Source organism: Enterobacter cloacae complex sp. SYL003, assembly GCF_049236925.1.
GTDB classification, from domain to species: Bacteria; Pseudomonadota; Gammaproteobacteria; order Enterobacterales; family Enterobacteriaceae; genus Enterobacter; species Enterobacter intestinihominis.
The window spans coordinates 1-24396 of record NZ_JBMKJK010000023.1 but is presented as its reverse complement, the minus strand read 5'-3'; the positions used below and the strand labels follow the sequence as shown (position 1 = coordinate 24396).

The following is a 24396-nucleotide window of genomic DNA, read 5'->3' as shown; positions in this document are numbered from 1 at the left end:
ATTACATCGTCAGATCAGGATGCGGTTACCACCAGATTTCCATCTGGGCGCCGAAGGAGAACTCATCGTCATCGCCGCGGCTGGTAGAGAATCGACCGTTACCGGTGGAGTCAGAGATCGCGTAACGGGTGGCATCGCCGTTACCGTTCTTCGCGTAGCCCCATTTCTCATCCCACTTCGCGTAGGTTGCGAAGACACGGATGGCCGGACGAGACCAGATGCTGTCGCCAGCCTGCCACTGTTGCGCCAGGGTGATTTTGTACTGGCTGTTGCGATCGCCGGTTTCCTGGGATTTGACATTGTCGTAGCCCACTTCCAGCAGGGTGCTCATGATTGGCGTCCATTTGTACATCGGACGTACACCCACGGTCCACCAGTCACTCCCCTGGTTATCATCCATGTCGAGTTTCTGGTACATACCGACATACATCAGGTCCCACTTGTCGGCCAGGGTGATTGCACCGTGGTCCAGGATGCGCCAGAGGCTGCCGTTGTTGTTAATCACATCGTTGGCGTAATTGGTCGTCGTGCCATCAGGATTCGTGATGGTAAAGCTGGAAGAACCATAGGAACCCTGGCTCAGACCTTTACCCTGCGTGGTCATTGAGTCCATCGCATACTGCAGCACAAACTTGTTGTAGCCTTTCAGCATGCTCTGGGTATGTTCAGCGGTGAACATCCAGCCATCTTTCGACGCGCCGTCGGCAAGATCATAGCCGTCGGTCGTGTTCGCGCGGCCATAATCCACACCCAGTTCCAGCACGCCGTCCGGGTTAGTTTCCAGGCCCGCTAAACGCACGTCAAATACGTCGTTCGCGGTATCTTTGGTACGGTCATAGATGTTCTGGCTGCTGAAGGCATAAGAACCGCCAGCTTCCTGGGAACGCGTCGCTGCCAGAGACAGTTTACCGAAGCCCAGATCGATGTTTTCAATACCGGCACCAGGACCAGAGATATCCCAGTAGTAGAAGTCGATCATGTGTACGTCATGACGCTGATAGAAGCGCTTACCGGCCCAGATGGTAGAGCCAGGCAGCCATTCAATCAGGTTTTTACCCTGCACGTTAGCTTCACGGAACGCCGGATCGGTACCTTCCCAGTCATTCTGCTGTGCCACGGAGTACGCTACGTTGGTGTCGAAATAGAAGCTCTTGTCGCCTTCTTTCCACACTTCCTGGCCCAGTTTCAGTTCGGCGTAGGTTTCACATTCGTTACCGAGACGGTATTTACTTTGTGCGCCTGTTGCCTGGAAACATTGTTGTTCACCGCCACTACCCGTCCAGCCGATACCAGAACGAGCATAACCATGGAAATCCACTGCCAGTGCCTGAGCAGACATTACGCCCGCTGCGACGGCAACTGCCAAAGGAAGTTTGCGCAGAGTAATCATTATTCTATCTCCTGAGATCATTGCTTTTCTTTGTAATTGGAATGCTTAAACGCCTGGCTCTTTGTGCAACCGACGACATGCAGTGCCATCCTCACGGAACAGATGGCAACGCTCTGGCGGCAAACCGATAGCGAATGTGGCACCCTCTTCTACCAACACCACGTCATTCTGGCGGTAGACCAGGTTCTGACGGATGGCGGGGATCTGGATATGAATCTGTGTTTCGTGACCAAGCTGTTCGACGACCTGAACTTCACCTTCCAGCGTCACATCAGCGATGTGGCTCGGCAGTAAATGCTCAGGGCGGATACCGAGGGACATATTGGCCCCCACCTGTACGTTGGCGCTGTCGACCGGCAGCCAGACTTGCTGACGGTTTGGCAGCTCCACCTGTACCTGTTCGATTGCCGTCGCGGTCACTTTTACGGGCAGGAAGTTCATCTTTGGCGAGCCAATAAAGCCCGCAACAAAGCGGTCTGCCGGGTAGTGATACAGCTCCAGCGGTTTGCCCACCTGCGCCACGCGACCGGCGTCCAGTACCACGATTTTGTCGGCCAGCGTCATCGCTTCGACCTGATCGTGGGTGACGTAAATCATCGTGCGCCCCAGGCGCTTGTGCAGACGGGAGATTTCGATACGCATCTGGACGCGCAAGGCGGCATCCAGGTTAGAGAGAGGTTCATCGAGCAGGAACACGCGCGGCTCGGCCACCAGCGTACGGCCGATCGCCACACGCTGACGCTGACCACCGGAGAGCGCCTTCGGTTTACGCTCCAGCAGATGTGCCAGCTGGAGCACTTCCGCCACCTGGGTGACGCGCTGGTTAATGATCTCTTTTTTCGCGCCGGCCAGCTTCAGGCCAAAGGACATGTTCTCGGCAACGGAAAGATGCGGATAAAGCGCATAAGACTGGAACACCATGCCCACGCCGCGTTCAGCTGGCGGGATGTCGTTCATTCGGGTATCACCAATAAATAAATCGCCACTGGTGATGGTTTCAAGACCGGCAATCATACGCAGCAGAGTAGATTTACCACAGCCTGATGGACCAACGAACACCACAAACTCACCTTCGTGGATGTCCAGATTGATGTCTTTTGACACCACAACGTCGCCCCAGGCTTTCGTTACATTACGCAGCTGTACGCTCGCCATGCCCTTCTCCCTTCGTTACAACCTGTCACCGACAGAAACATTCAAGATAAGTTCACTATGCGTGTTCCATTACTTTCGTGAATCCTCCACCCCCCGGCTTTTTTATGGGGGAGGAGGCGGGAGGATGAGAGAGCAGGCTCTGCGACCGCAGCGGAGGGGCTGAGGCGAAAATCGTGAAGCGGCCTGCAAAATTCAGTGGGTTTTTATGTGCGCCAGCACTCATAACTTAAATTTATGTTACAGGGATCACACAAACAGGGGGTGGGGCGTAGGGACTGGGAGGATGGAAAGAGGATGTCAAATAAGGAGACTGAGTCACGTTGAACCACCTTATGTATCCACGAGCACATCACCAATAAAGGATGGCAGATATGAAGATCAAGACTGGCGCACGCGTTTTCGCATTGTCCGCCCTCGCAGCAATGATGATTTCCGCACCGGCTCTCGCCAAAATTGAAGAAGGTAAGCTGGTTATCTGGATTAACGGCGACAAGGGCTATAACGGTCTGGCCGAAGTGGGCAAAAAATTCGAGAAAGACACCGGTATCAAAGTCACCGTAGAACACCCGGACAAACTGGAAGAGAAGTTCCCGCAGGTTGCGGCAACCGGCGATGGACCGGACATTATCTTCTGGGCGCATGACCGTTTCGGGGGCTACGCGCAGTCTGGCCTGCTGGCAGAAGTTACGCCAGACAAAGCCTTCCAGGACAAACTGTTCCCGTTCACCTGGGACGCCGTTCGCTATAACGGCAAGCTGATCGCTTACCCAATCGCGGTTGAAGCCCTGTCACTGATTTACAACAAAGACCTGGTGCCAAATCCACCGAAAACCTGGGAAGAGATCCCTGCTCTGGATAAAGAGCTGAAGGCGAAAGGTAAATCCGCTCTGATGTTCAACCTGCAAGAGCCGTACTTCACCTGGCCGCTGATTGCTGCCGACGGCGGCTACGCGTTCAAGTTTGAAAACGGCAAATATGACGTGAAAGACGTGGGCGTGGACAACGCGGGCGCGAAAAAAGGCCTGACCTTCCTGGTTGACCTGATTAAGAACAAACACATGAACGCGGATACCGACTACTCCATCGCGGAAGCGGCGTTCAACAAAGGCGAAACCGCGATGACCATCAACGGTCCGTGGGCCTGGACCAACATCGACAAGAGCAAAGTCAACTACGGCGTGACCCTGCTGCCAACCTTCAACGGCAAGCCGTCTAAACCGTTTGTTGGCGTGCTGAGCGCGGGTATCAACGCCGCCAGCCCGAACAAAGAGCTGGCGAAAGAGTTCCTCGAAAACTACCTGCTGACCGATCAGGGTCTGGATGAAGTGAACAAGGACAAACCGCTGGGCGCCGTTGCGCTGAAATCCTTCCAGGATCAGTTAGCGAAAGATCCACGCATTGCGGCCACCATGGATAACGCCCAGAAAGGCGAAATCATGCCGAACATCCCACAGATGGCTGCGTTCTGGTACGCCACCCGTACCGCCGTCATCAACGCGGCAAGCGGTCGCCAGACTGTTGATGCCGCGCTGAAAGATGCTCAGGGTCGTATTACTAAGTAAGTCTGAAAAACGGCGGGTGGCGCGTGCGCTTACCCGCCCTACGACTACGGCACGATCCGTAGGTCAGGTAAGCCCAGCGCCACCTGACGATAAGTTTCCACCGTTGTAGAGGAAGAACCCCATGGATGTCATTAAAAAGAAACGCTGGTGGCAAAGCGACGCACTGAAGTGGTCAGTGATAGGTCTGCTGTGTCTGCTGGTGGGTTACCTTGTTGTTTTAATGTACGTGCAAGGGGAATACCTTTTTGCCATCATGACGCTGATTTTAAGCTCGGTTGGCCTGTATATTTTCGCCAACCGTAAAGCGTATGCCTGGCGCTATGTCTACCCCGGTGTTGCCGGGATGGGGCTGTTTGTCCTCTTTCCGCTGATCTGCACCATCGCGATTGCCTTTACCAACTACAGCAGCACCAACCAGCTCGCGCAGGAGCGTGCCACCCAGGTGCTTCTGGATCGTTCTTATCAGGCGGGTAAAACCTTTAACTTCGGCCTGTATCCTGCGGGAGATGAGTGGAAGTTAGCGCTCACTGACGGTGAGAGCGGCAAAAACTATCTTTCCGACGCGTTCAAATTTGGCGGCGAGCAGAAGCTGGTCTTAAAAGAGGCCGCGGCCCTGCCGGAAGGTGAACGTGCCAACCTGCGTATCATCACTCAAAATCGCCAGGCGCTGACCCAGCTCACCGCCGTGCTGCCCGATGACAGCAAAGTAACCATGAGCTCGCTGCGCCAGTTTTCCGGCACGCAGCCGCTTTATACTCTGGCGGATGACGGCACGCTGACCAACAACCAGAGCGGCGTAAAATACCGCCCGAACAACGATATCGGTTTCTATCAGTCGGTGAATGCCGACGGCAGCTGGGGCGACGACAAGCTCAGCCCGGGCTATACCGTTACCATCGGCTGGGATAACTTTACCCGCGTGTTTACCGACGAAGGCATCCAGAAACCGTTCTTCGCCATCTTCGTCTGGACGGTAGTCTTCTCCATACTGACCGTGATCCTGACCGTGGCCGTGGGCATGGTGCTGGCCTGTCTCGTTCAGTGGGAGTCCCTGAAAGGGAAAGCGATTTACCGCGTGCTGCTGATTCTGCCGTACGCCGTGCCGTCGTTCATCTCGATTCTGATTTTCAAAGGGCTGTTTAACCAGAGCTTCGGTGAAATCAACATGATGCTGAGCGCGCTGTTCGGCATCAAACCGGCCTGGTTCAGCGACCCGACCACCGCCCGTTCGATGATTATCATCGTCAACACCTGGCTGGGTTATCCGTACATGATGATCCTGTGCATGGGGCTGCTGAAGGCCATCCCGGATGACCTGTACGAAGCCTCGGCGATGGACGGCGCGGGTCCGTTCCAGAACTTCTTCAAAATTACCCTGCCGCTGCTCATTAAGCCGCTGACGCCGCTGATGATTGCCAGCTTCGCCTTTAACTTTAACAACTTCGTGCTGATTCAGCTGTTGACCAACGGCGGTCCGGACCGTCTCGGCACCACCACGCCGGCAGGCTATACCGACCTGCTCGTGAGCTACACCTACCGTATCGCCTTCGAAGGCGGCGGCGGTCAGGACTTCGGTCTGGCGGCAGCGATTGCCACCCTGATCTTCCTGCTGGTGGGCGCCCTGGCGATCGTGAACCTGAAAGCTACACGTATGAAATTTGACTAAGGAGGGCACTGAACATGGCAATGGTACAACCCAAATCTCAGAAACTGCGCCTCCTCGCGACGCACTTAGGCCTGCTGATTTTCATCGCGGCGATCATGTTCCCGCTGCTGATGGTTATCGCCATCTCCCTGCGTTCGGGGAACTTCGCCACCGGGAGCCTGATCCCGGATGAAATCTCCTGGGAGCACTGGAAACTCGCGCTGGGCTTCAGTGTGGAACACGCGGATGGCCGAGTCACTCCGCCGCCGTTCCCGGTGCTGCTGTGGTTGTGGAACTCGGTAAAAGTGGCGACCATTACTGCCATCGGCATCGTGACGCTCTCCACCACTTGTGCTTACGCCTTCGCCCGTATGCGTTTTCCTGGCAAAGCGACCCTGCTGAAAGGGATGCTGATTTTCCAGATGTTCCCGGCGGTGCTGTCACTGGTGGCGTTGTATGCCCTGTTTGATCGTCTGGGCCAGTACGTGCCGTTTATCGGCCTGAACACCCACGGCGGCGTAATCTTCGCCTATCTTGGCGGCATCGCCCTGCATGTGTGGACCATCAAGGGCTATTTCGAAACCATCGATGGTTCACTGGAAGAAGCCGCCGCGCTGGATGGCGCCACCCCGTGGCAGGCGTTCCGTCTGGTGCTGCTGCCGCTGTCGGTGCCGATTCTGGCGGTGGTGTTCATCCTGTCGTTTATCGCGGCGATCACCGAAGTACCGGTCGCCTCTCTGTTACTGCGCGATGTGAACAGCTACACCCTGGCCGTCGGTATGCAGCAATACCTCAACCCGCAAAACTACCTGTGGGGCGACTTTGCCGCGGCGGCCGTACTCTCTGCCATCCCGATTACCGTGGTGTTCCTGCTGGCCCAGCGCTGGCTGGTCAACGGCCTGACGGCGGGCGGTGTGAAAGGTTAAGTTTCATCTGTTATGCCACTGCAACCCTCAACTTTAGACGTATTGTATTGAACCAACTTGTGACTGTTGTTAGGCGCTCTTCGGAGCGCCCTTTTTTTATTCGCGTTTCAGCCGCTTTGAGTTGCACAGCCAGAGGGTGATCACCAGCAGCAGGATCGCCGCCGAGTAGATCAGCACGTCGAGCGGGGATTTATGATCGACGATGATCAGCCGCACAATGGCGGTGATGCCAATATAGACAAAATAGCGCAGCGGGAAGTGAAAGCCGGACTGAAAGTACTTCACAATCAGGGCGATAAATTCAAAGTAGAGAAAGTAGACCACCAGGCCTTCCACCAGCGCGTATTTGCTGGTTTGCTCAGGTGCGAACAGCACATCCGCCAGATGCACCGTCTCTTTACCCAGAAACACGACCAGGATCAGGCCAAGGCTCAGCAGACCGAGGTTCAGCACGGTCTGGAGTATCGTTGAGATAAACTCAACACGCGGACGAGTCAGGGATGTCATACAGCACCTCATTCTCCAGGGCGAGGTTCCTGTATAACGCAAAAATGTGACGGGGATCTATATTTTTTGTTTATGTTTTGTCCACATGAACATTCTTGCCGGGCGGCACTGCGTTTGCCCGGCCTACAAAAATACTCTCGTAGGCCCGGTAAGCGCAGCGCCACCGGGCAAACAAGCATCAGCGGAAGTTAATGTTCTTATCGCTGGTCATATCATACAGCTGGAACTTACGTCCAAGCTGCTGACCGCCGTCGCGCGTCAGCGGCGTCCAGCCCACTGCCGCACGGCTGCGGGTTGGGCCTGACGAGAACAGATCCAGCGGAATCGACACGTACACCCCTTTGGTGAAGTCCCCTTCCCCGTACTCGTCTGGCGAAACGTTGGTAATGGTGGCATAACCGCCTACCACAACGCCGCTGTCGAAGTGTTTGGAGATATCCAGCGTGCCGCCCTTATCGCCCGCCAGGTACTGCCCGACGCTGGCTTTCACCAGCACATCCTGTGCGAACGACGGCGTCCAGTAGGCGGTCAGGTGGCCGGTTTTGACGCTGTAGTCGGTGAACTTCATCATGTCCTGCGCGCTGCGCCAGTCACGCTGTTTCACGTAGTTGGCATCAATCCCAAACGCCCAGTTACTGTCGACGGGACGATAAAGCACCTCCGCCCCCGCGCCGCCGAACATGGTTTCCAGATAGCCACCGTAAACCTGGCCGTAGAAGCCGTTACCGAAGTACTGGAAGTAGTTGGCCTGCAGGTTATTCACGTAGATATCGTTCTGCACATATTCGCGAACGCGGGTACGCACGCGCGGCAGTTTTGAATCGTTCGGCGGGTTGGTGTAGTTAAATTTGTCGTAGTTGTTGGCAAGGTTGCCGAACAGACTACCGGTGGTCAACAGGTGGTCGGTCACCCACAGATCCGCCGTCGCCATCGCGCCCAGCTGATACATGTAGAAGTTTTCCGGCCCACCCACGGACTGGTTCAGCACCGGATCGATATGGAAATCGAAGCGGGATTTATCGATATACCAGCCCTGCTCGGTGCTCTCTGGCACCACCGGCTCAACGCGTTTTTGCACCAGCTCGGTTTCATGTCCCAGCGGTTCGCCTTCAAGATGACGCTTAAGGCTGGCAACATCGGTTTCAGTGGTGACCTGCGGCAGGTTGAGACGGTTCTCCGTCACGCGGATCGTGCGGATCCCCTCCGGCAGATCGTTCATGACGATCCGGTTGGCGCGCTCGATCCCTTCGCGGGAGTCGCGGTATTTTACCTGCTCGCCGGTGACGTACAGCGTATCGCCTTTGGTCTGGATCTTCGGATCCGCCAGGCCTGCGTTATATTTCAGCAGCGTCAGCTGGTTCGCTACCACGGAGTGCTGAATGATCGCATCCTGCGGCTCCGGCTGGTATTTGGGCCGCGGGTTGTCATTGTAGCGCGGCCGCATGTCGTTAAAGTTGGTGCGCAGCGTAAAGCCAAACATCAGGGTATTACCGCGCTCATAGCTGAGGTTAACGTCGGCCCAGTCGGTGACGCGGTAAATGGCGCCGACGTTAAACTTGCTTTTCTGCTCAATCTTGCCGGCAAAATCTTCGCTGTAGTTATTGCCTTCGTACTCCAGCTTCAGGCGCAGCGGCTGCCATGGCGTTTGATACTCTACGCCTCCAAACAGCGAGGCCGGGCCGTGGAACATCTGGTCACCGTTGATGGAACCCGCTTTTTTGTAGCTGTTATCGCGGTAGCAGTATTTGTCGCTGTAGGTACAGAACGGGTTGGTTACGTTGCCGCTGGTGCCGAGGTAGCCCCAGCCAAGACCCAGCGAGAAATCAAACGGTCCCCAGGCTTTGCTGGCAACGATGTATTCCGCATCAAACAGGCCGGTCCCGCCAATGTCTTTCGCCCCGACGGAGACCTGCGGCATCCAGTAGCTCTCTTCCCACAGGCGCAGCTTCACGTCGAAGGCTTTGTCTTTATAGGTCTGATCGCCGGAGAAGGCGTCCACGCTGCTGTACTGTTTTGTACGCACGTCGGTGTAGCGCAGCGTGGTCTCCAGCCAGGGGAATAGCTGCACGGACGCAGAGTAGTAACGGTACTGATCGTTATCGCGATAGTTAAGGCTGATTTCCCCCTCGCGGGCCATACGCGCGGTCGGGGTTTGCAGTAAGCCCACGCCGCCAAAATCGGACTGCGACGGGCCGATGGGTGCCGGATACGTTTCTGCATGACAGGCGGCACTCACGCACAGTGCAAGCATGCTGTAGAGATAGGTTTTTTTCATTATTCCGGTATCCGCTGTATCAGGGAGCGAAGGATATCGGCATTAAGCCCGTCATACGCTTTCGTCCAGAAATGGTCGGCAAAACCGACAAAAATGATGCTGCCTGGCATAGGTTCGATATGGCGTTTATTCCAGTAAGCCACCGGCGCTTTTTGCGTATGCCCGTCCGGATAGACCACCCAGGCATAGCTGTTATCCGCACCGCTGAGCAAGCTTTGCTCGTCGAGATAGCTCACGACGTCCCGGCCCGGCGTAAACGGCTTTTTGCCAGGGCTGCTGATAAGCCCCATCACGGTGACGGTGGAAGGCTGAGCCGGCAGCCACAGGGTATAGTCCCCTTCCAGCGACGGATTGCCGTTTTCGGCGACGCGCACCTCATCCGGATCGAGATTCACCTTCTGGCGACCCGTCACCTTAACCGCCTGAAGCTGCTGACGCAGGCTAGTAATGGCCGCGGCATCGTCAGCATCTTCCTGTTGTGCCAGCCCGCTCAGTCGGGCGAGCAGCGCCTGATGTTTTTGTTCCGCTACAATCGTCGCCTGACGCTCGCTGATAACCGCCCCGGTCCACCAGCTTTTCGCCAGCCTCGGCTGCCCCACCAGATCGAGCAGATGCCCGGCATTGGTTAAGGTTTTAGGTTTTTCGCTGTCCGGGGTGTAGACCTGTACCGTTCCCGCAGACCACGCCAGCGGCGAGGCCAGGCTGGCGAGAAGCGCAACGTGAATGAACATTTTCATGATTTCGCCGCCTTGATCAGGGTGGTCTTCACCGGGAAGAAACCGGCACCGAGATACTGTAAGGACTGGCGGATTTGCCCCTCTTCGTCCACCCAGAAGCGGTTATGCCAGGTGGCCTGATCGGTTGTCACCTCTTCATCCAGCACGCGCACCTGCGTTTCGTCGCTGCCCACTTTGACGCTGTCCGTACCATCCCAGCGGAAGGTGGAGCGGGCCGTGGCGTAGCGCACCTGTTTGTGCTCGGTCCAGCCCATTGTGCGCGTCCAGCTTGCGCCATCGACGATCTGATTCGGCTTGATGAGCGGATCTTCAGCCAGGTTGTTTACCTCAAGCAGGTTGTCGCCGCCGAGCAACGTTTTCACGATGCGGGAATGCTGAGTCACGATGGTGGCCTGATCCTGCGTCACCCATTTCTGCTGCCCGTTTTCATCGAAAGCGAGCACCACAAACAGTTGCGGACCATCGTTTAGCTGCATGTACTGGCTGGCATACGGCATGTTCTGAAGTTCGTCATCGGTCAGGTGCACGCCCGGCGTGCCGAACATGCTGTCCCACAGTGAGTGGCCCAGCCCTTTGGTGGTAGCTGAGCACGCCTGCAACAGCAGGCAAATCAGGATGATTGCAGGTCGCTTCACGACTCTTCTCCGAAGGGGCGAAATAACCACACCGAAGTGTGGTTATGATTAAAACACCCGGTATTACTGGGTGCTGGTCGTCGTAGTGGTCGTGGTTCCGGTATTGGAGCCATCACCGCCACCGGTTGCCGCCAGCGCGACACCCACGGCTGAACTTACGGCGCTGGTGCTGGCTGCGGTAGAACTCCCCGCAGACGCAGACGTCGCTGCCGACCCTGCTGCTTCCCCGACCTGGACCGGAGCTGCATAGACAGACGTCGCCGCAAGCGCAGATATGGCAAAAATGCCATACAGTACTTTCTTCATAACAATTTCCCTTCAATGAATGAATGGAGATTTGCCCGAAAAGAAATTCAGGCGGATTCGAGTATACACAACTAAAGCAGTGGGTTTACCGTGGGGGTAAATAGGGATGAGGTTTTCAGACTAATGGTTAAAAATGAAAAGAAAAAATAATTATTGAAATAAATAACCATTCATTATCAAACAGTTATAATATAAACCCATTAAAGTATCACTCCGTATTTTCTTAAAATAACCCTCAGCAATTAACGGGGTAACCGTGTTTTTCGGATTAAACTCAGATTCAGAATTTGAGATAACTAACAGACATCAGGAATTATCCGATAAAAAAATGCCGGCATATCGCCGGCATTGTTCATGACATATTTATTACGCACGCCATGCTTTATAACGGTTAATCAGACCATTGGTGGAGCTGTCGTGGCTGTCGATTGCTTTATCGTCACCCAGCTCTGGCAGAATGCGGTTTGCCAGCTGTTTGCCCAGCTCAACGCCCCACTGGTCAAAGGTGAAGATGTTCAGAATAGCGCCCTGAGTGAAGATCTTGTGCTCGTAGAGGGCAATCAGCGCGCCCAGGCTGAACGGCGTAATTTCACGCAGCAGAATGGAGTTAGTTGGACGGTTGCCTTCGAACACTTTGAACGGCACAACGTGTTCCAGCGTAGCCGGATCTTTACCCTGGTCACGGTACTCCTGCTCAACCACCTCGCGGGATTTACCGAACGCCAGCGCTTCGGTCTGGGCGAAGAAGTTAGACAGCAGCTTCGGATGGTGGTCGGAAAGCGGGTTGTGCGTAATCGCCGGGGCGATGAAATCGCACGGTACCATTTTGGTGCCCTGATGGATCAGCTGGTAGAACGCGTGCTGACCGTTGGTGCCCGGCTCGCCCCAGATGATTGGGCCAGTCTGATAATCCACCGCGTTACCGTTACGGTCAACGTACTTGCCGTTGGATTCCATGTTGCCCTGCTGGAAGTAGGCCGCAAAGCGGTGCATGTACTGGTCGTACGGCAGAATCGCTTCGGTTTCTGCGCCGAAGAAGTTGTTGTACCAGATCCCGATCAGCGCCAGCAGCACCGGCAGGTTTTTCTCAGGCGCGGTGGTGGAGAAGTGTTTGTCCATCGCGTGCGCACCGGAGAGCAGCTCAACGAAGTTGTCGAAGCCCACGGACAGGATGATGGACAGACCGATCGCAGACCACAGTGAGTAGCGGCCGCCCACCCAGTCCCAGAACTCAAACATGTTCGCGGTATCAATACCGAACTCACCCACCGCTTTACCGTTGGTGGACAGCGCCGCGAAGTGTTTCGCCACGTGCTTTTCGTCGCCCGCGGTTTTCAGGAACCAGTCGCGCGCGCTGTGGGCGTTGGTCATGGTTTCCTGAGTGGTGAAGGTTTTAGACGCCACCAGGAACAGCGTGGTTTCCGGGTTCACCTTTTTCAGCACTTCAGCGATGTGGGTCCCATCGACGTTGGACACGAAGTGCATGTTGAGGTGGTTTTTGTACGGGCGTAGCGCCTCGGTCACCATGAACGGGCCGAGGTCAGAGCCGCCGATACCGATGTTTACGACGTCGGTGATCGCTTTGCCGGTGTAGCCTTTCCACTGACCTGAGATGATCGCTTCAGAGAAGGTTTTCATCTTTTCCAGCACCGCGTTCACTTCCGGCATCACATCTTTGCCGTCAACGATAATTGGAGTATTGCTACGGTTGCGCAGCGCCACGTGCAGCACGGCACGGTCTTCGGTGCGGTTGATCTTCTCACCGGAGAACATGGATTTGATGGCATCTGCCAGCTCAGTCTCTTTCGCCAGATCTTGCAGCTTCGCCAGCGTCTCTTCGGTGATACGGTTCTTAGAGAAATCCACCAGCATCAGGTCATCGAAGGTGGCGGAAAACTTGCTGAAACGATCGGCATCTTTCGCGAACAGATCCGCGATAGTGACGTCTTTCATTTCATCAAAATGTTTCTGTAGTGCCTGCCATGCAGCGGTCTGCGTTGGGTTGATGTTTTTCATAGCAATACTCTTCTGATTTGAGAATTGTGACTGCGGTCGATTGTAGCGCCTGCAAATAAAAATTGTGATGGTTTTTATGCCATTGCCCTGGTCTGCATCAAACGCAGGTGAAAAGACCCGAAAAGTATAGCTGCTGTCGCGCCCTTCCGGCGTGGCGAAATGTTGGTCAAAAAGGGGTAAAAAGGAGCATAAAATATGGGCCTGTTATAAGTCCTGTTTCTGAGGGGTACCCCCCCATGAAAAATCCGCATAATCCCAGCATTGACAGGACCTCCCCCGCATTTTATTTATAGGGCCGTATTTTGCGCCTGCACCTGTTCTCGCTTCATTCTTGTGCCAAGGTCGCTCTATTCATTCCCTGACACGAGGTTGTTATGACGAGTTTTGTGGTCGCCAAGTTTGGCGGCACCAGTGTGGCAGACTACGCTGCCATGAACCGCAGCGCCGATGTGGTGCTGGCCGATCCGAATACCCGCCTGGTGGTGCTCTCCGCCTCAGCCGGCGTGACGAACCTGCTGGTTTCTTTGTCTGAAGGACTGGAAGCGACCGAGCGTTTCGTGAAGCTGGATGCACTGCGCAAAATTCAGTTCGACATCCTTGAGCGTCTGGAAAACCCGAACGTCATTCGTGAGGAAGTGGAACGCCTGCTGGAAAATATCACTACCCTGGCAGAAGCCGCTTCACTGGCAACCTCTACCGCCCTAACCGATGAACTGGTCAGCCACGGCGAACTGATGTCCACCCTGCTGTTCGTTGAGATCATGCGCGAGCGCAATATTCAGGCGCAGTGGTTCGACGTGCGTAAAGTAATGCGCACCAGCGATCGCTTTGGCCGCGCCGAGCCGGACGTTGAAGCTTTGGCAGAGCTCACTAACCAGCAGCTTGCCCCGCGTCTGGATGAAGGCATAGTGATCACCCAGGGCTTTATCGGCAGCGAAGCCAAAGGGCGCACAACCACGCTGGGCCGTGGCGGCAGCGACTATACCGCCGCCCTGCTGGGTGAAGCCCTGCATGCCACCCGCGTGGATATCTGGACGGACGTGCCGGGCATTTACACCACCGACCCGCGCGTGGTCTCTGCGGCAAAACGCATTGACGTGATCGCCTTTGAAGAAGCGGCTGAAATGGCCACCTTCGGCGCAAAAGTGCTGCATCCGGCCACGCTGCTGCCTGCCGTGCGCAGCGACATTCCGGTCTTCGTTGGCTCCAGTAAAGATCCAAAGGCGGGCGGGACGCTGGTCTGCAAGAAAACCGAGAACCCGCCGCTGTTCCGCGCGCTGGCCCTGCGTCGTAAGCAGACGCTGGTTACCCTGCACAGCCATAATATGCTGCACTCCCGCGGATTCCTGGCGGAAGTGTTTGGCATCCTGGCGCGCCACAATATCTCCGTGGACCTGATCACCACGTCAGAAGTCAGCATTGCGCTGACGCTCGACACCACCGGTTCAACCTCAACGGGTGATACCCTGCTGACGCAGTCGCTGCTGATTGAGCTTTCCGAGCTGTGCCGCGTGGAGGTGGAAGAAGATCTGGCGCTGGTTGCCATCATCGGTAATAAGCTGTCGCGCGCGTGCGGCGTGGGCAAAGAGGTGTTCGGCGTGCTCGACCCGTTCAGCATCCGCATGATTTGCTACGGCGCGTCCAGCTACAACCTCTGCTTCCTGGTCCCTGCCGATCAGGCCGAGCAGGTTGTGCAGAAACTTCATCAGAATTTGTTTGAATAAAATTCGTTAGCACGATAAACATTATCCATAAGCCGGGCACAGACCCGGCTTTTTTATAACAAAACAACACGACAATACTGCAAGGAATTCACTATGCTCTCCGCTATCACCCGGCTGTTCCCGTTATGGGCGCTGCTGCTCTCCGTACTCGCGTATTACACTCCCACCACGTTCACGGGCATTGGTCCGTGGGTCACCACGCTACTGATGCTGATTATGTTCGGCATGGGCGTGCATCTAAAAATTGACGATTTCAAACGCGTGCTGTCTCGCCCGGCACCGGTTGCCGCAGGGATTTTCCTGCACTACCTGGTGATGCCGCTCGCGGCCTGGCTGCTGGCGATGGCCTTTAAGATGCCGCCCGACCTTTCCGCCGGGATGGTGCTGGTGGGGAGCGTCGCCAGCGGCACGGCATCTAACGTCATGATCTATCTGGCGAAAGGCGACGTGGCGCTCTCCGTCACTATCTCTTCCGTTTCCACGCTGGTGGGCGTGATTGCCACGCCGCTGTTAACCCGCCTGTACGTGGACGCGCATATCCAGGTGGATGTGATGGGCATGCTGCTCAGCATTCTGCAAATCGTGGTGATCCCGATTGCGCTGGGACTGGTGATCCACCATCTCTTCCCGCGGGTGGTGAAAGCGGTTGAGCCGTATCTGCCCGCGTTTTCGATGGTCTGCATACTTGCCATTATCAGCGCCGTGGTAGCCGGTTCCGCATCGCACATTGCTTCGGTGGGCTTTGTAGTGATCGTCGCGGTTGTGCTGCATAACACCATTGGTCTGCTGGGCGGATACTGGGGTGGAAAGCTGTTTGGTTTCGACGAATCCACCTGCCGCACGCTGGCGATCGAAGTGGGGATGCAGAACTCTGGCCTGGCGGCGGCGCTGGGTAAAATTTACTTCTCACCGCTGGCGGCGCTACCGGGAGCGCTGTTCTCCGTCTGGCACAACCTGTCCGGTTCGCTGTTAGCAGGGTACTGGTCCGGTAAGCCGATTGATGACCAACCGAAAAAAGATGCGGTGAAACAGGGTTAATTGAGCCGGCTTGCTTTACACTGAAGCCTCCCCATCAGGAGGCTTCAGCAATGGCTACACCACGTTTGACCCAGAAAGACATGACCGAAGCCGAGCAGCGCGAACTTAAAACGCTTCTCGACCGCGCCCGCATCGCGCATGGCCGCACGCTGACGAACGCCGAAACCAATCAGGTTAAAAAAGAGTACATCGATAAGCTGATGGCGCAACGTGATGCCGCGGCGAAAAAAGCCCGCAAGCTGAAAAAAGAGCAGGCGTATAAACCCGACGCAGAGGCGACTTTTTCCTGGTCCGCCAGCACATCAACCCGTGGAAGGCGCTAATCAGCGCCCTTTCTTTTTGCGCCCCGGCTGGGTAAAGCGTTTTCCGTTGCCCGGCTTGCCTCGCCCTTTCTCTTCCGCCTGCGGTGCCTTCACCACCGGACGCTTAATCGCCTGCGTTTTCGGTTTGGCTTTAGCTTTCGGCTTCGCTTCGGACGAGGAGTTCTCGATAAGTTTGAACAGCTCGATCAGCTCGTCATCCGTTAAGTCACGCCACTCGCCCAGCGGGATGCCAGACAGGCTGACGTTCATGATGCGCGTGCGTTCCAGCTTCGTCACTTCATAACCGAAGTACTCGCACATGCGGCGGATCTGGCGGTTCAGGCCCTGAACCAGCGTGATGCGGAACGCGAACGGTGCTTCTTTTTTGACTTTACACTTCTTCGTCACGGTGCCCAGAATCGGCACGCCAGCGCCCATTCCGCGGATAAACTCGTCCGTCACCGGCTTGTTCACCGTCACGATGTACTCTTTCTCGTGGTCGTTACCGGCACGCAGAATTTTGTTGACCAGATCGCCGTGGTTGGTGAGGAAAATCAGCCCCTGAGAGTCTTTATCCAGACGGCCAATCGGGAAAATGCGGCTGCTGTGGTTCACGAAATCAACAATGTTGTCCCGCTCGCCATCTTCCGTGGTGCTGACAATCCCAACCGGTTTGTTCAACGCGATAAACACCAGGTCTTCGGCATCACGCGGTTCGATGACCTGACCATTCACTTTCACCACATCGCCAGGTACCACCTGATCGCCAATGGTGGCGCGTTTGCCGTTAAGAAACACGTTACCCTGTTCAATGTAACGGTCAGCCTCGCGACGTGAGCAGATCCCGCTCTCGCTAATGTATTTGTTTAATCGGGTTGATTGAGTTGGCAGCATAGTTTCTCCTGTGAAGGGCGAAATATACCTTACCTTGCGCCTGACAAAAAAGTCCTAGTAACCGCTGATCAGAAAATCGAGAGCATCCCGCAATGAAGCCCGGTTTTGCGTAAGCTCGGCAACGCGTTCACCTAACTCTTTTAGCGATATGCCTGCCATCATGTGCATCATCACCACGCAGGGTTTTCCCGCGACCTCAACGGCGGGAGCGACCAGTACATGCTTCATCAGAACGACCTCTGAAAGTCACTAAAGGAGCCGTTTTCATCAACCCACTGGTTAATGGCGTCAGTAGAAGCTTTATTTTCTTCAAGCCACTCTGCGCGCCGATGTTCACGAAATTGCTCCTGCAAAGCAGCCGTTAGCACGGCAGAAAGGTTAAGTTTAAGCCTTCGCGCCTCTTCAAGGATGTCCGGCGACAGGGAAACATTCACTGATTTTTTAATGCTATTAGCACCGCGCATGAGACCCCCCATTGGAATGCGCATGAACTGGCGAAGTGTAGCGTAATAATTGAGCACTTCCTATTCCCTTAAAAAGGTAAGGGTTGAAGAATAAATTGCTCTTTATGGGGAGTCACGCCTCACAAAACCGTTTTGCGAGGCGCTTTCAGAGATTAGTACTCATCCCGCTCGTCATCTTCATCCGGTTGCTCCATCACGCTGTATGCCACCGCGCAGAACAATGAGTTAAGACGCTTCATATCTCCCAGCAGCCCCAGGTGGAGCGAGCTGGTTTCGATACTCTGCACGTTCTGCTGGTGCAGACGCTCAACGTGGGCGTGCGAGTAGCGCCGGTTGAGGATGCGGAAACGGTGCTTGTTGCGGCGCAGGCGGCGCGCGCTCGGCACGTCGCTGGAGAAGAAGACCGACATCGCCAGCTTCAGGTTGCTGACCAGCTGTTCGTGGAGCGCTTCCAGTTCCTTCAGCCCTTCGACAGAAAACGCCCGACGTGCGGCCAGGGATTTGTCTGCGATTTCACTGCCCATACGCTCGACAATATCCGAAGCCTGCTCCAGGTTAAGCGACATCTCAATGATTTCCGCCCAGCGACGCGACTCCTCTTCCGCCAGCTCGTCCTGCGGGATCCGCGCCAGATAGAGCTTGATGGCGGTATACAGCACGTTGATATCGTCCGCCAGCCTGCGCAGTTCTTTTTCTTCGCGCGGCTCGCCGTGCATCACCTTTTGCAACCCTTCCAGCATGGTTTCCATCGCGTCACCCATGCGCAGCGTTTCGCGGGCGGCATTGGCGATAGCCAGCGCGGGCGTGTCCAGCACCGAGGTGTCCAGATGCTTCGGTTTAAGGCGCGCGTCCAGCTCCGGTTCATCACGAATAAGCCGCTCGCAGAAGCGGGCCATCGGCGCGGCAAACGGCACCATCGCCAGGCAGCGTACCAGGTTGTAGAAGACGTGGAAGTAGATCACCAGCTCCGCTTTCGGCAGAGAGAGGTTGTCCATCAGGTTCGCCAGCGGGTGCACAAACGGCAGAATGATCAGGCTACCCACCAGCTTGAAGAGCAAACTCCCCAGCGCCACCCGGCGGGCGGCAGCATTGGCTGCGCTGTTGTTAAGCATCGCCAGCAGGCCAGAGCCAAGATTCGCACCGATGACCAGGCATAGCGCCACCGGGAAAGAGATCGCGCCCGCAGCGGTTAGCGTGGCCGTCAGCAACACGGCCGCCAGGCTGGAGTAGCTGACAATGGCAAACACCGCGCCGATCAGCGCATCCAGCATAATATCGCCGGTTAACGAGGCGAAAATGACCTGCACACCGTTGGCCTGGGTAATCGGCGTAACTGCCTGCACAATCAGCTCCAGCGCCAGCAGGATCAGCCCGAGGCCAATACCGACGCGGCCAAGCTGCCCGGCACGGCTTTGCTTACGACCGAGGAAGAAAATGACGCCGATAAAAATCAGCAGCGGCGACAGCCAGGAGAGATCGAAGGTCAGGATACGTGCCATCAGCGCGGTACCGACGTCGGCGCCAAGGACAATCACCAGCGCCGGGGCGAGCGCCACCAGATCCTGCGCCACGAACGAGGTGACGAGCATGGTGGTGGCGTTGCTGCTTTGCACCAGCGCCGTGACGCCAATACCCGCACAGAAGGCGAGCGGCTTCTTCTCAACGCTGCCGCTGAGAACGGTACGTAAACGTGCGCCAAACACGCGCATCACGCCGGTACGAACGATATGGGTGCCCCATACCAGCAGTGCGACTGCGGAGAGCAGGTGTAACAACGTCAACACAGTGGGTTTTCCTCCTTATCGTTATCTGTTTTCCTGAGGCTTGTTGCGCTTTATCTTGCCGGATGGCGGCTACGCCTTATCCGGCCTACGCGCAGGCCCGGTCAGCGCAGCGCCACCGGGCAATGTAGTAAGAACCTTCTTCCAGTATAAGGGTTTAAACGTAAGAAAGAGACAAGGCACCATAGCGGTGCCCTGTTTGTTGTAAGGAAAAGTGACGTTAGTCTGCGTCGTAGCCTAAATTCGGCGCCAGCCAGCGTTCCACCTCAGACACGCTCATGCCTTTTCGCAGGGCGTAGTCTTCAATCTGATCCCGCTGAAGCTGTGCCACGGCGAAATACTTGCTGTCCGGGTGGCTGAAATACCAGCCGGAAACGGACGCGCCCGGCCACATGGCGAACGACTCGGTAAGTTTCATGCCGGTATGCGCTTCCACGTCGAGCAGTTTCCAGATAGTGCCCTTCTCGGTGTGTTCCGGGCAGGCCGGATACCCCGGCGCCGGACGAATGCCCTGGTAGTTTTCGCGGATCAGCTCCTCGTTGCTGAGATTCTCATTCGCCGCGTAGCCCCAGTGCACCTTACGTACGCGCTCGTGGAGGTACTCAGCAAAGGCTTCCGCCAGGCGATCGGCGATCGCTTTCACCATGATTTTGTTGTAATCATCGTGCTGTGCGTCGTACGCGTCCGCCAGCGCGTCTTCTTCCAGACCACCGGTTACGGCAAAGGCGCCGATATAGTCGGCTTTACCGGAGAGTTTCGGTGCGACGAAATCCGCCAGGCAGTAGTTGGCAAAGCCCACTTTCTCGGTTTGCTGGCGCAGATGGTGGCTCACGGCCAGCACATGGGTGCGGGTTTCATCGCGGTAAATTTCGACATCGTCGCCCACGCGGTTCGCCGGGAACAGCCCCACCACGCCGCGCGGGTTGAGGGCTTTCTCTGCGCTCAGTCTGTCGAGCATATCGTTGGCATCTTTAAACAGGCGTTTCGCCTCTTCGCCTACTACCTCATCTTCAAGAATGCGCGGATATTTGCCCGCCAGCGACCAGGTCATGAAGAACGGCGTCCAGTCGATGTAGTTACGCAGCGTTTCGATGCTGGCCGTCACGTCCTGCACGCCCAGACGGTGCGCGACCGGCGGCGTATAGCTGGACCAGTCGAACGCCAGATCGTTATCGCGTGCCGCCTGAAGCGAAACCGGCGGCGTGCGCGGTTTCTTACGTCCATGCTGAATGCGGACGGTTTCATACTCTTTGCGGGTGCGGGCGACAAAGTCATCGCGCTGGGTGTCAGACAGCAGCGCGGAGACCACGCCCACGGTGCGCGAGGCGTTTTGGACATACACCGTCGGCCCACTGTAGTTCTGCTCGATTTTCACTGCGGTGTGGGCTTTCGAGGTGGTTGCCCCGCCAATCAGCAGTGGAATAGTGAAGCCCTGGCGCTCCATCTCTTTTGCCACGTTGACCATTTCGTCCAGCGACGGCGTAATCAGCCCGGAAAGACCAATCAGATCCGCATTCACTTCGCGAGCGGTCCTGAGGATTTTATCCGCCGGGACCATCACGCCAAGATCGATAATTTCGTAGTTATTGCATTGCAGTACCACGCCGACAATGTTTTTGCCGATGTCGTGTACGTCGCCCTTCACAGTGGCAATGACCATCTTACCGTTACTGGAGCCCTTCTCTTTGCTGGCTTCGATAAACGGCTCAAGATAAGCCACGGCCTGCTTCATGACGCGGGCGGATTTCACCACCTGCGGCAGGAACATTTTGCCCTCGCCGAATAGATCGCCGACCACGTTCATGCCGTCCATCAGCGGCCCTTCGATCACTTCAATCGGACGGGCTGCCTGCTGACGCGCTTCCTCGGTATCCTGCTCAATGAACTCAGTAATGCCTTTTACCAGCGAGTATTCCAGACGCTTTCTCACATCCCAGGAACGCCATTCGGCCTGTTGAACATTGGCTGATTCGTCAGCTTTACTGCCGCGGTATTTTTCCGCCAGATCCAGCATGCGTTCGGTGGCGTCGTCGCGACGGTTGAGGATCACATCTTCTACTGCGTCGCGTAGTTCTGCGGGCAGGTCGTCGTAAATCGCCAGCTGTCCGGCGTTAACGATCCCCATGTCCATCCCGTTGCGGATGGCATAGTAGAGGAACACGGCGTGGATGGCCTCACGCACCGGGTCGTTGCCGCGGAACGAGAACGAGACGTTCGACACGCCGCCGGAAATTAGCGCATGCGGTAGCTCGCGTTTGATGTCTTCACACGCGCCGATAAAGTCCTGGGCGTAGTTGTTGTGCTCTTCAATGCCGGTTGCGACAGCAAAGATGTTCGGGTCGAAAATAATGTCTTCCGGCGGGAAGCCCACCTCTTCGGTCAAAATGTTGTACGCGCGGCGGCAAATCTCAATCTTGCGCTCGCGGGTATCGGCCTGGCCCACTTCATCGAAGGCCATCACCACCACGGCGGCCCCGTAGCGACGCACCAGCTTCGCGTGGTGGATAAAGGTATCGACGCCCTCTTTCATTGAGATGGAGTTAACGATGCCTTTGCCCTGAATGCACTTCAGCCCCTTTTCGATGACTTCCCATTTGGAGGAGTCAATCATGATCGGCACGCGGGCGATATCCGGCTCACCGGCAATCAGGTTGAGGAAACGCACCATTGCCGCTTCGGCATCAAGCATCCCCTCGTCCATGTTGATATCGATGATCTGCGCGCCGCTTTCTACCTGCTGGCGGGCAACGTCCAGCGCTTCGCTGTACTTCTCTTCTTTGATCAGGCGCTTGAACTTCGCAGAACCGGTAACGTTAGTACGTTCACCCACGTTCACAAACAGGCTGTCGTCGCCGATGGTCAACGGCTCCAGGCCGGACAGACGACAGGCTACCGGAAGCTCGGGTAGCTTGCGCGGTGGAAGCCCGGCGACGGCGCGGCTCATGGCGGCGATATGCTCCGGCGTGGTGCCGCAGCAGCCGCCGACGATGTTGAGGAAACCAGATTCGGCCCATTCGCGGATTTGCGCCGCCATGGTATCGGCATCCAGATCGTACTCACCAAACGCGTTCGGCAGACCGGCGTTCGGGTGGGCGGTGACGTAGCACTCTGCGATGCGCGAAAGCTCCTGCACGTACTGGCGCAGCTCGTCCGGCCCCAGCGCGCAGTTCAGGCCGAAGGAGAGCGCTTCGGCGTGGCGCAGGGAGTTATAAAACGCTTCGGTTGTCTGGCCGGACAGTGTACGGCCAGAAGCGTCAGTGATGGTGCCGGAAATCATGATCGGCAGGTCAACACCCAGCGCTTCGAACTCCTCTTTCACCGCGTAAATTGCGGCTTTGGCGTTGAGAGTGTCGAATACGGTTTCAATCAGGATCAGGTCGGAACCGCCTTCCACCAGCGCTTTAGTGGACTCACGATACGCGGCCACCAGTTGGTCAAAGGTGATATTGCGGAAGGCTGGATCGTTCACGTCCGGAGAAATCGACGCGGTGCGGTTGGTCGGGCCCAGCACCCCGGCAACATAGCGCGGCTTGTCCGGCGTGCGGGCCGTCCACTCGTCGGCGCAGGCGCGGGCGAGTTTCGCCGCTTCAAAGTTGATCTCCGCCGACAGGGATTCCATCTGGTAATCCGCCATGGCGATGGTTGTCGAGTTGAAGGTGTTGGTTTCTACAATATCCGCACCCGCTTCGAAGTAGGCGTTGTGGATATCCCTGATGACAGAGGGTTTGCTCAACACCAGCAGGTCATTGTTTCCTTTCAGGTCACAAGGCCAGTCGGCAAAGCACTCGCCGCGGAAATCGTCTTCACTCAGACGATAGCCCTGGATCATGGTGCCCATGCCGCCGTCCAGCACCAGAATTCGTTCATTTAACTGCGCACGCAGTTGCTCTACTTTGCTGCTCACACTTGCTCCCGACAACGTTCAACATGGCCAAAAGGCTGCGATCCATACTGGCATAATCTCTAAGGGTCGAAAAGTCACACAGCGGTAACATGAGACATGTTCACTATCACTCCTCCGATCAGTCAGGAAAGCGGTTGCAAAACCACCAAATAAAACGAAAATGATTTCCACGATACAGAAAAAGGAGTTCGTCATGGTTACGACCGTTCCCGCTAAACGCGGCAGAAAACCTGCTGCAACCACCGCTGCACAACCTGGCGGACAGGTTCAATCCCTGACGCGCGGCCTGAAGCTGCTGGAATGGATAGCCGAATCGCATGGTAGCGTGGCCCTGACGGAGCTGGCGCAGCAGGCGGGACTGCCGAACTCCACCACTCACCGCCTGTTAACCACCATGCAGCAGCTGGGCTTCGTACGTCAGGTGGGCGAGCTGGGTCACTGGGCGGTTGGCGCGCATGCCTTTATCGTCGGCAGCAGCTTCCTGCAAAGCCGCAACCTGCTGGCGATTGTCCACCCGATTCTGCGCAAGCTGATGGAGGAGTCCGGCGAGACGGTAAACCTGGCCGTGCTGGATCAGAGCGATCATCAGGCGATTATCATCGACCAGGTGCAGTGTACGCAGCTGATGCGCATGTCTGCACCGATTGGCGGCAAGCTGCCGATGCATGCCTCTGGCGCAGGGAAAGCGTTTCTCTCGCAGCTTAGCGAAGAGCAGGTGACGGGTCTGCTGCACCGTAAAGGTCTGCACGCCTACACCCACGCCACCCTGGTGTCGCCGGTGCATCTGAAAGAAGATCTGGCTCTGACCCGCAAGCGCGGCTATTCGTTTGATGACGAAGAACATGCCCTCGGGCTGCGCTGCCTCGCGTCCTGTATTTTCGACGAACACCGCGAGCCGTTTGCCGCCATCTCCATCTCCGGGCCGATTTCACGTATGACCGACGACCGCGTCACCGAGCTGGGTGCGCTGGTGATTAAGGCCGCGAAAGAGGTGACGCTGGCGTATGGTGGGATTCGCTAGGATTGAGGGCGGTCTGGTGCCCTCACCCCGGCCCTCTCCCACAGGGCTGAGGGTTCCCCACAAATTAATGCGAGCACTGAGCAATCCCCTCGCCCCTCCGGGGAGAGGGTTAGG

Annotated in this window: 20 protein-coding genes; 7 read left to right on the top strand and 13 right to left on the bottom strand. The window is 56.4% G+C overall.

Features of this window, described 5'->3' with window-relative positions:
- Positions 1-25: 25 nt before the first annotated feature.
- Positions 26-1393, bottom strand: a complete 1368-nt coding sequence (locus ACOT1A_RS21445; RefSeq protein ID WP_032621777.1) for a maltoporin — start codon at positions 1391-1393, stop codon at positions 26-28.
- Between the two features lie 42 nt (positions 1394-1435).
- Complete coding sequence (gene malK / locus ACOT1A_RS21440) at positions 1436-2545, bottom strand: maltose/maltodextrin ABC transporter ATP-binding protein MalK (RefSeq protein ID WP_063449869.1); 1110 nt, start codon at positions 2543-2545, stop codon at positions 1436-1438.
- A 371-nt stretch (positions 2546-2916) separates the two neighbouring features.
- Between malK and malE the strand changes: the two genes are divergently transcribed.
- The 3 genes from malE (at position 2917) to malG (ending at position 6678) form a co-directional block, all read left to right on the top strand.
- Positions 2917-4107: a maltose/maltodextrin ABC transporter substrate-binding protein MalE gene (malE, locus tag ACOT1A_RS21435; protein ID WP_022646733.1), complete on the top strand. Its 1191-nt coding sequence runs from the start codon at positions 2917-2919 to the stop codon at positions 4105-4107.
- A gap of 121 nt (positions 4108-4228) precedes the next feature.
- Positions 4229-5773, top strand: a complete 1545-nt coding sequence (malF, locus tag ACOT1A_RS21430) for a maltose ABC transporter permease MalF (RefSeq protein ID WP_023299085.1) — start codon at positions 4229-4231, stop codon at positions 5771-5773.
- 14 nt (positions 5774-5787) lie between these two features.
- Positions 5788-6678, top strand: a complete 891-nt coding sequence (malG, locus tag ACOT1A_RS21425) for a maltose ABC transporter permease MalG (RefSeq protein WP_003860332.1) — start codon at positions 5788-5790, stop codon at positions 6676-6678.
- Positions 6679-6774: 96 nt separating this feature from the next.
- On the opposite strand, the gene psiE is transcribed toward malG, so the two are convergent.
- The 6 genes from psiE to pgi form a co-directional block, all read right to left on the bottom strand.
- A complete protein-coding gene (psiE, locus tag ACOT1A_RS21420; RefSeq protein WP_000202963.1) occupies positions 6775-7185 on the bottom strand; it encodes a phosphate-starvation-inducible protein PsiE in 411 nt (136 codons plus the stop codon).
- Between the two features lie 178 nt (positions 7186-7363).
- Entirely contained in the window at positions 7364-9460 is a 2097-nt protein-coding gene (locus ACOT1A_RS21415; RefSeq protein WP_023299084.1) for a YjbH domain-containing protein, read from the bottom strand.
- Positions 9460-10197 carry a capsule biosynthesis GfcC D2 domain-containing protein gene (locus ACOT1A_RS21410; protein WP_048966223.1) on the bottom strand — a complete coding sequence of 246 codons (738 nt, stop codon included), beginning with the start codon at positions 10195-10197 and terminating at the stop codon, positions 9460-9462. Before ACOT1A_RS21410 ends, ACOT1A_RS21415 begins: the two co-directional genes overlap by 1 nt.
- Complete coding sequence (locus ACOT1A_RS21405) at positions 10194-10832, bottom strand: YjbF family lipoprotein (RefSeq protein WP_003860339.1); 639 nt, start codon at positions 10830-10832, stop codon at positions 10194-10196. The genes ACOT1A_RS21410 and ACOT1A_RS21405 overlap by 4 nt, the downstream gene beginning before the upstream one ends.
- 63 nt (positions 10833-10895) lie before the next feature.
- Complete coding sequence (yjbE, locus tag ACOT1A_RS21400) at positions 10896-11138, bottom strand: exopolysaccharide production protein YjbE (protein ID WP_003860341.1); 243 nt, start codon at positions 11136-11138, stop codon at positions 10896-10898.
- 366 nt (positions 11139-11504) lie between these two features.
- The gene (gene pgi / locus ACOT1A_RS21395; RefSeq protein WP_022646728.1) at positions 11505-13154 is read right to left on the bottom strand and encodes a glucose-6-phosphate isomerase; all 1650 of its coding nucleotides are present in this window, start codon (positions 13152-13154) and stop codon (positions 11505-11507) included.
- A 374-nt stretch (positions 13155-13528) separates the two neighbouring features.
- On the opposite strand from pgi, the gene lysC reads away from it, so the two are divergent.
- From lysC to ACOT1A_RS21380, 3 genes are all read left to right on the top strand, one after another.
- Positions 13529-14878 (top strand): lysine-sensitive aspartokinase 3, encoded by a 1350-nt coding sequence (lysC, locus tag ACOT1A_RS21390; RefSeq protein ID WP_105322909.1) that lies wholly within the window; start codon positions 13529-13531, stop codon positions 14876-14878.
- Between the two features lie 93 nt (positions 14879-14971).
- Positions 14972-15916: a ketopantoate/pantoate/pantothenate transporter PanS gene (panS, locus tag ACOT1A_RS21385; RefSeq protein WP_023295757.1), complete on the top strand. Its 945-nt coding sequence runs from the start codon at positions 14972-14974 to the stop codon at positions 15914-15916.
- 50 nt (positions 15917-15966) lie between these two features.
- Positions 15967-16239, top strand: coding sequence for a DUF3811 domain-containing protein (locus tag ACOT1A_RS21380; protein ID WP_017382612.1), 273 nt, complete (start codon positions 15967-15969; stop codon positions 16237-16239).
- Here ACOT1A_RS21380 and rluF read toward each other — a convergent pair whose 3' ends face one another.
- The 5 genes from rluF to metH all read right to left on the bottom strand — a co-directional run bounded on the left by rluF (position 16240) and on the right by metH (position 23261).
- A complete protein-coding gene (gene rluF / locus ACOT1A_RS21375; protein ID WP_022646725.1) occupies positions 16240-17112 on the bottom strand; it encodes a 23S rRNA pseudouridine(2604) synthase RluF in 873 nt (290 codons plus the stop codon).
- Between the two features lie 54 nt (positions 17113-17166).
- Positions 17167-17340: a CcdB family protein gene (locus tag ACOT1A_RS21370; protein WP_105322908.1), complete on the bottom strand. Its 174-nt coding sequence runs from the start codon at positions 17338-17340 to the stop codon at positions 17167-17169.
- Positions 17340-17633 (bottom strand): type II toxin-antitoxin system CcdA family antitoxin, encoded by a 294-nt coding sequence (locus tag ACOT1A_RS21365; protein ID WP_105322907.1) that lies wholly within the window; start codon positions 17631-17633, stop codon positions 17340-17342. The genes ACOT1A_RS21370 and ACOT1A_RS21365 overlap by 1 nt, the downstream gene beginning before the upstream one ends.
- A gap of 95 nt (positions 17634-17728) precedes the next feature.
- Entirely contained in the window at positions 17729-19360 is a 1632-nt protein-coding gene (locus ACOT1A_RS21360) for a Na/Pi cotransporter family protein (RefSeq protein ID WP_022646722.1), read from the bottom strand.
- Between the two features lie 217 nt (positions 19361-19577).
- Entirely contained in the window at positions 19578-23261 is a 3684-nt protein-coding gene (metH, locus tag ACOT1A_RS21355; protein WP_105322906.1) for a methionine synthase, read from the bottom strand.
- 193 nt (positions 23262-23454) lie between these two features.
- On the opposite strand from metH, the gene iclR reads away from it, so the two are divergent.
- Positions 23455-24282, top strand: a complete 828-nt coding sequence (gene iclR / locus ACOT1A_RS21350) for a glyoxylate bypass operon transcriptional repressor IclR (protein ID WP_022646720.1) — start codon at positions 23455-23457, stop codon at positions 24280-24282.
- The last annotated feature ends 114 nt before the right edge of the window (positions 24283-24396 follow it).

What these genes read in the sequence shown, in the direction of transcription:
- malF (WP_023299085.1), top strand. Translation starts at nt 4,229, where the DNA reads ATGGATGTCATTAAAAAGAAACGCTGGTGGCAAAGCGACGCACTGAAG.
- rluF (WP_022646725.1), bottom strand. Translation starts at nt 17,112, where the DNA reads ATGCTGCCAACTCAATCAACCCGATTAAACAAATACATTAGCGAGAGC.
- panS (WP_023295757.1), top strand. Translation starts at nt 14,972, where the DNA reads ATGCTCTCCGCTATCACCCGGCTGTTCCCGTTATGGGCGCTGCTGCTC.
- ACOT1A_RS21380 (WP_017382612.1), top strand. Translation starts at nt 15,967, where the DNA reads ATGGCTACACCACGTTTGACCCAGAAAGACATGACCGAAGCCGAGCAG.
- ACOT1A_RS21410 (WP_048966223.1), bottom strand. Translation starts at nt 10,197, where the DNA reads ATGAAAATGTTCATTCACGTTGCGCTTCTCGCCAGCCTGGCCTCGCCG.
- pgi (WP_022646728.1), bottom strand. Translation starts at nt 13,154, where the DNA reads ATGAAAAACATCAACCCAACGCAGACCGCTGCATGGCAGGCACTACAG.
- psiE (WP_000202963.1), bottom strand. Translation starts at nt 7,185, where the DNA reads ATGACATCCCTGACTCGTCCGCGTGTTGAGTTTATCTCAACGATACTC.
- malG (WP_003860332.1), top strand. Translation starts at nt 5,788, where the DNA reads ATGGCAATGGTACAACCCAAATCTCAGAAACTGCGCCTCCTCGCGACG.
- yjbE (WP_003860341.1), bottom strand. Translation starts at nt 11,138, where the DNA reads ATGAAGAAAGTACTGTATGGCATTTTTGCCATATCTGCGCTTGCGGCG.
- lysC (WP_105322909.1), top strand. Translation starts at nt 13,529, where the DNA reads ATGACGAGTTTTGTGGTCGCCAAGTTTGGCGGCACCAGTGTGGCAGAC.
- malE (WP_022646733.1), top strand. Translation starts at nt 2,917, where the DNA reads ATGAAGATCAAGACTGGCGCACGCGTTTTCGCATTGTCCGCCCTCGCA.
- iclR (WP_022646720.1), top strand. Translation starts at nt 23,455, where the DNA reads ATGGTTACGACCGTTCCCGCTAAACGCGGCAGAAAACCTGCTGCAACC.
- ACOT1A_RS21415 (WP_023299084.1), bottom strand. Translation starts at nt 9,460, where the DNA reads ATGAAAAAAACCTATCTCTACAGCATGCTTGCACTGTGCGTGAGTGCC.
- malK (WP_063449869.1), bottom strand. Translation starts at nt 2,545, where the DNA reads ATGGCGAGCGTACAGCTGCGTAATGTAACGAAAGCCTGGGGCGACGTT.
- ACOT1A_RS21370 (WP_105322908.1), bottom strand. Translation starts at nt 17,340, where the DNA reads ATGAAGCATGTACTGGTCGCTCCCGCCGTTGAGGTCGCGGGAAAACCC.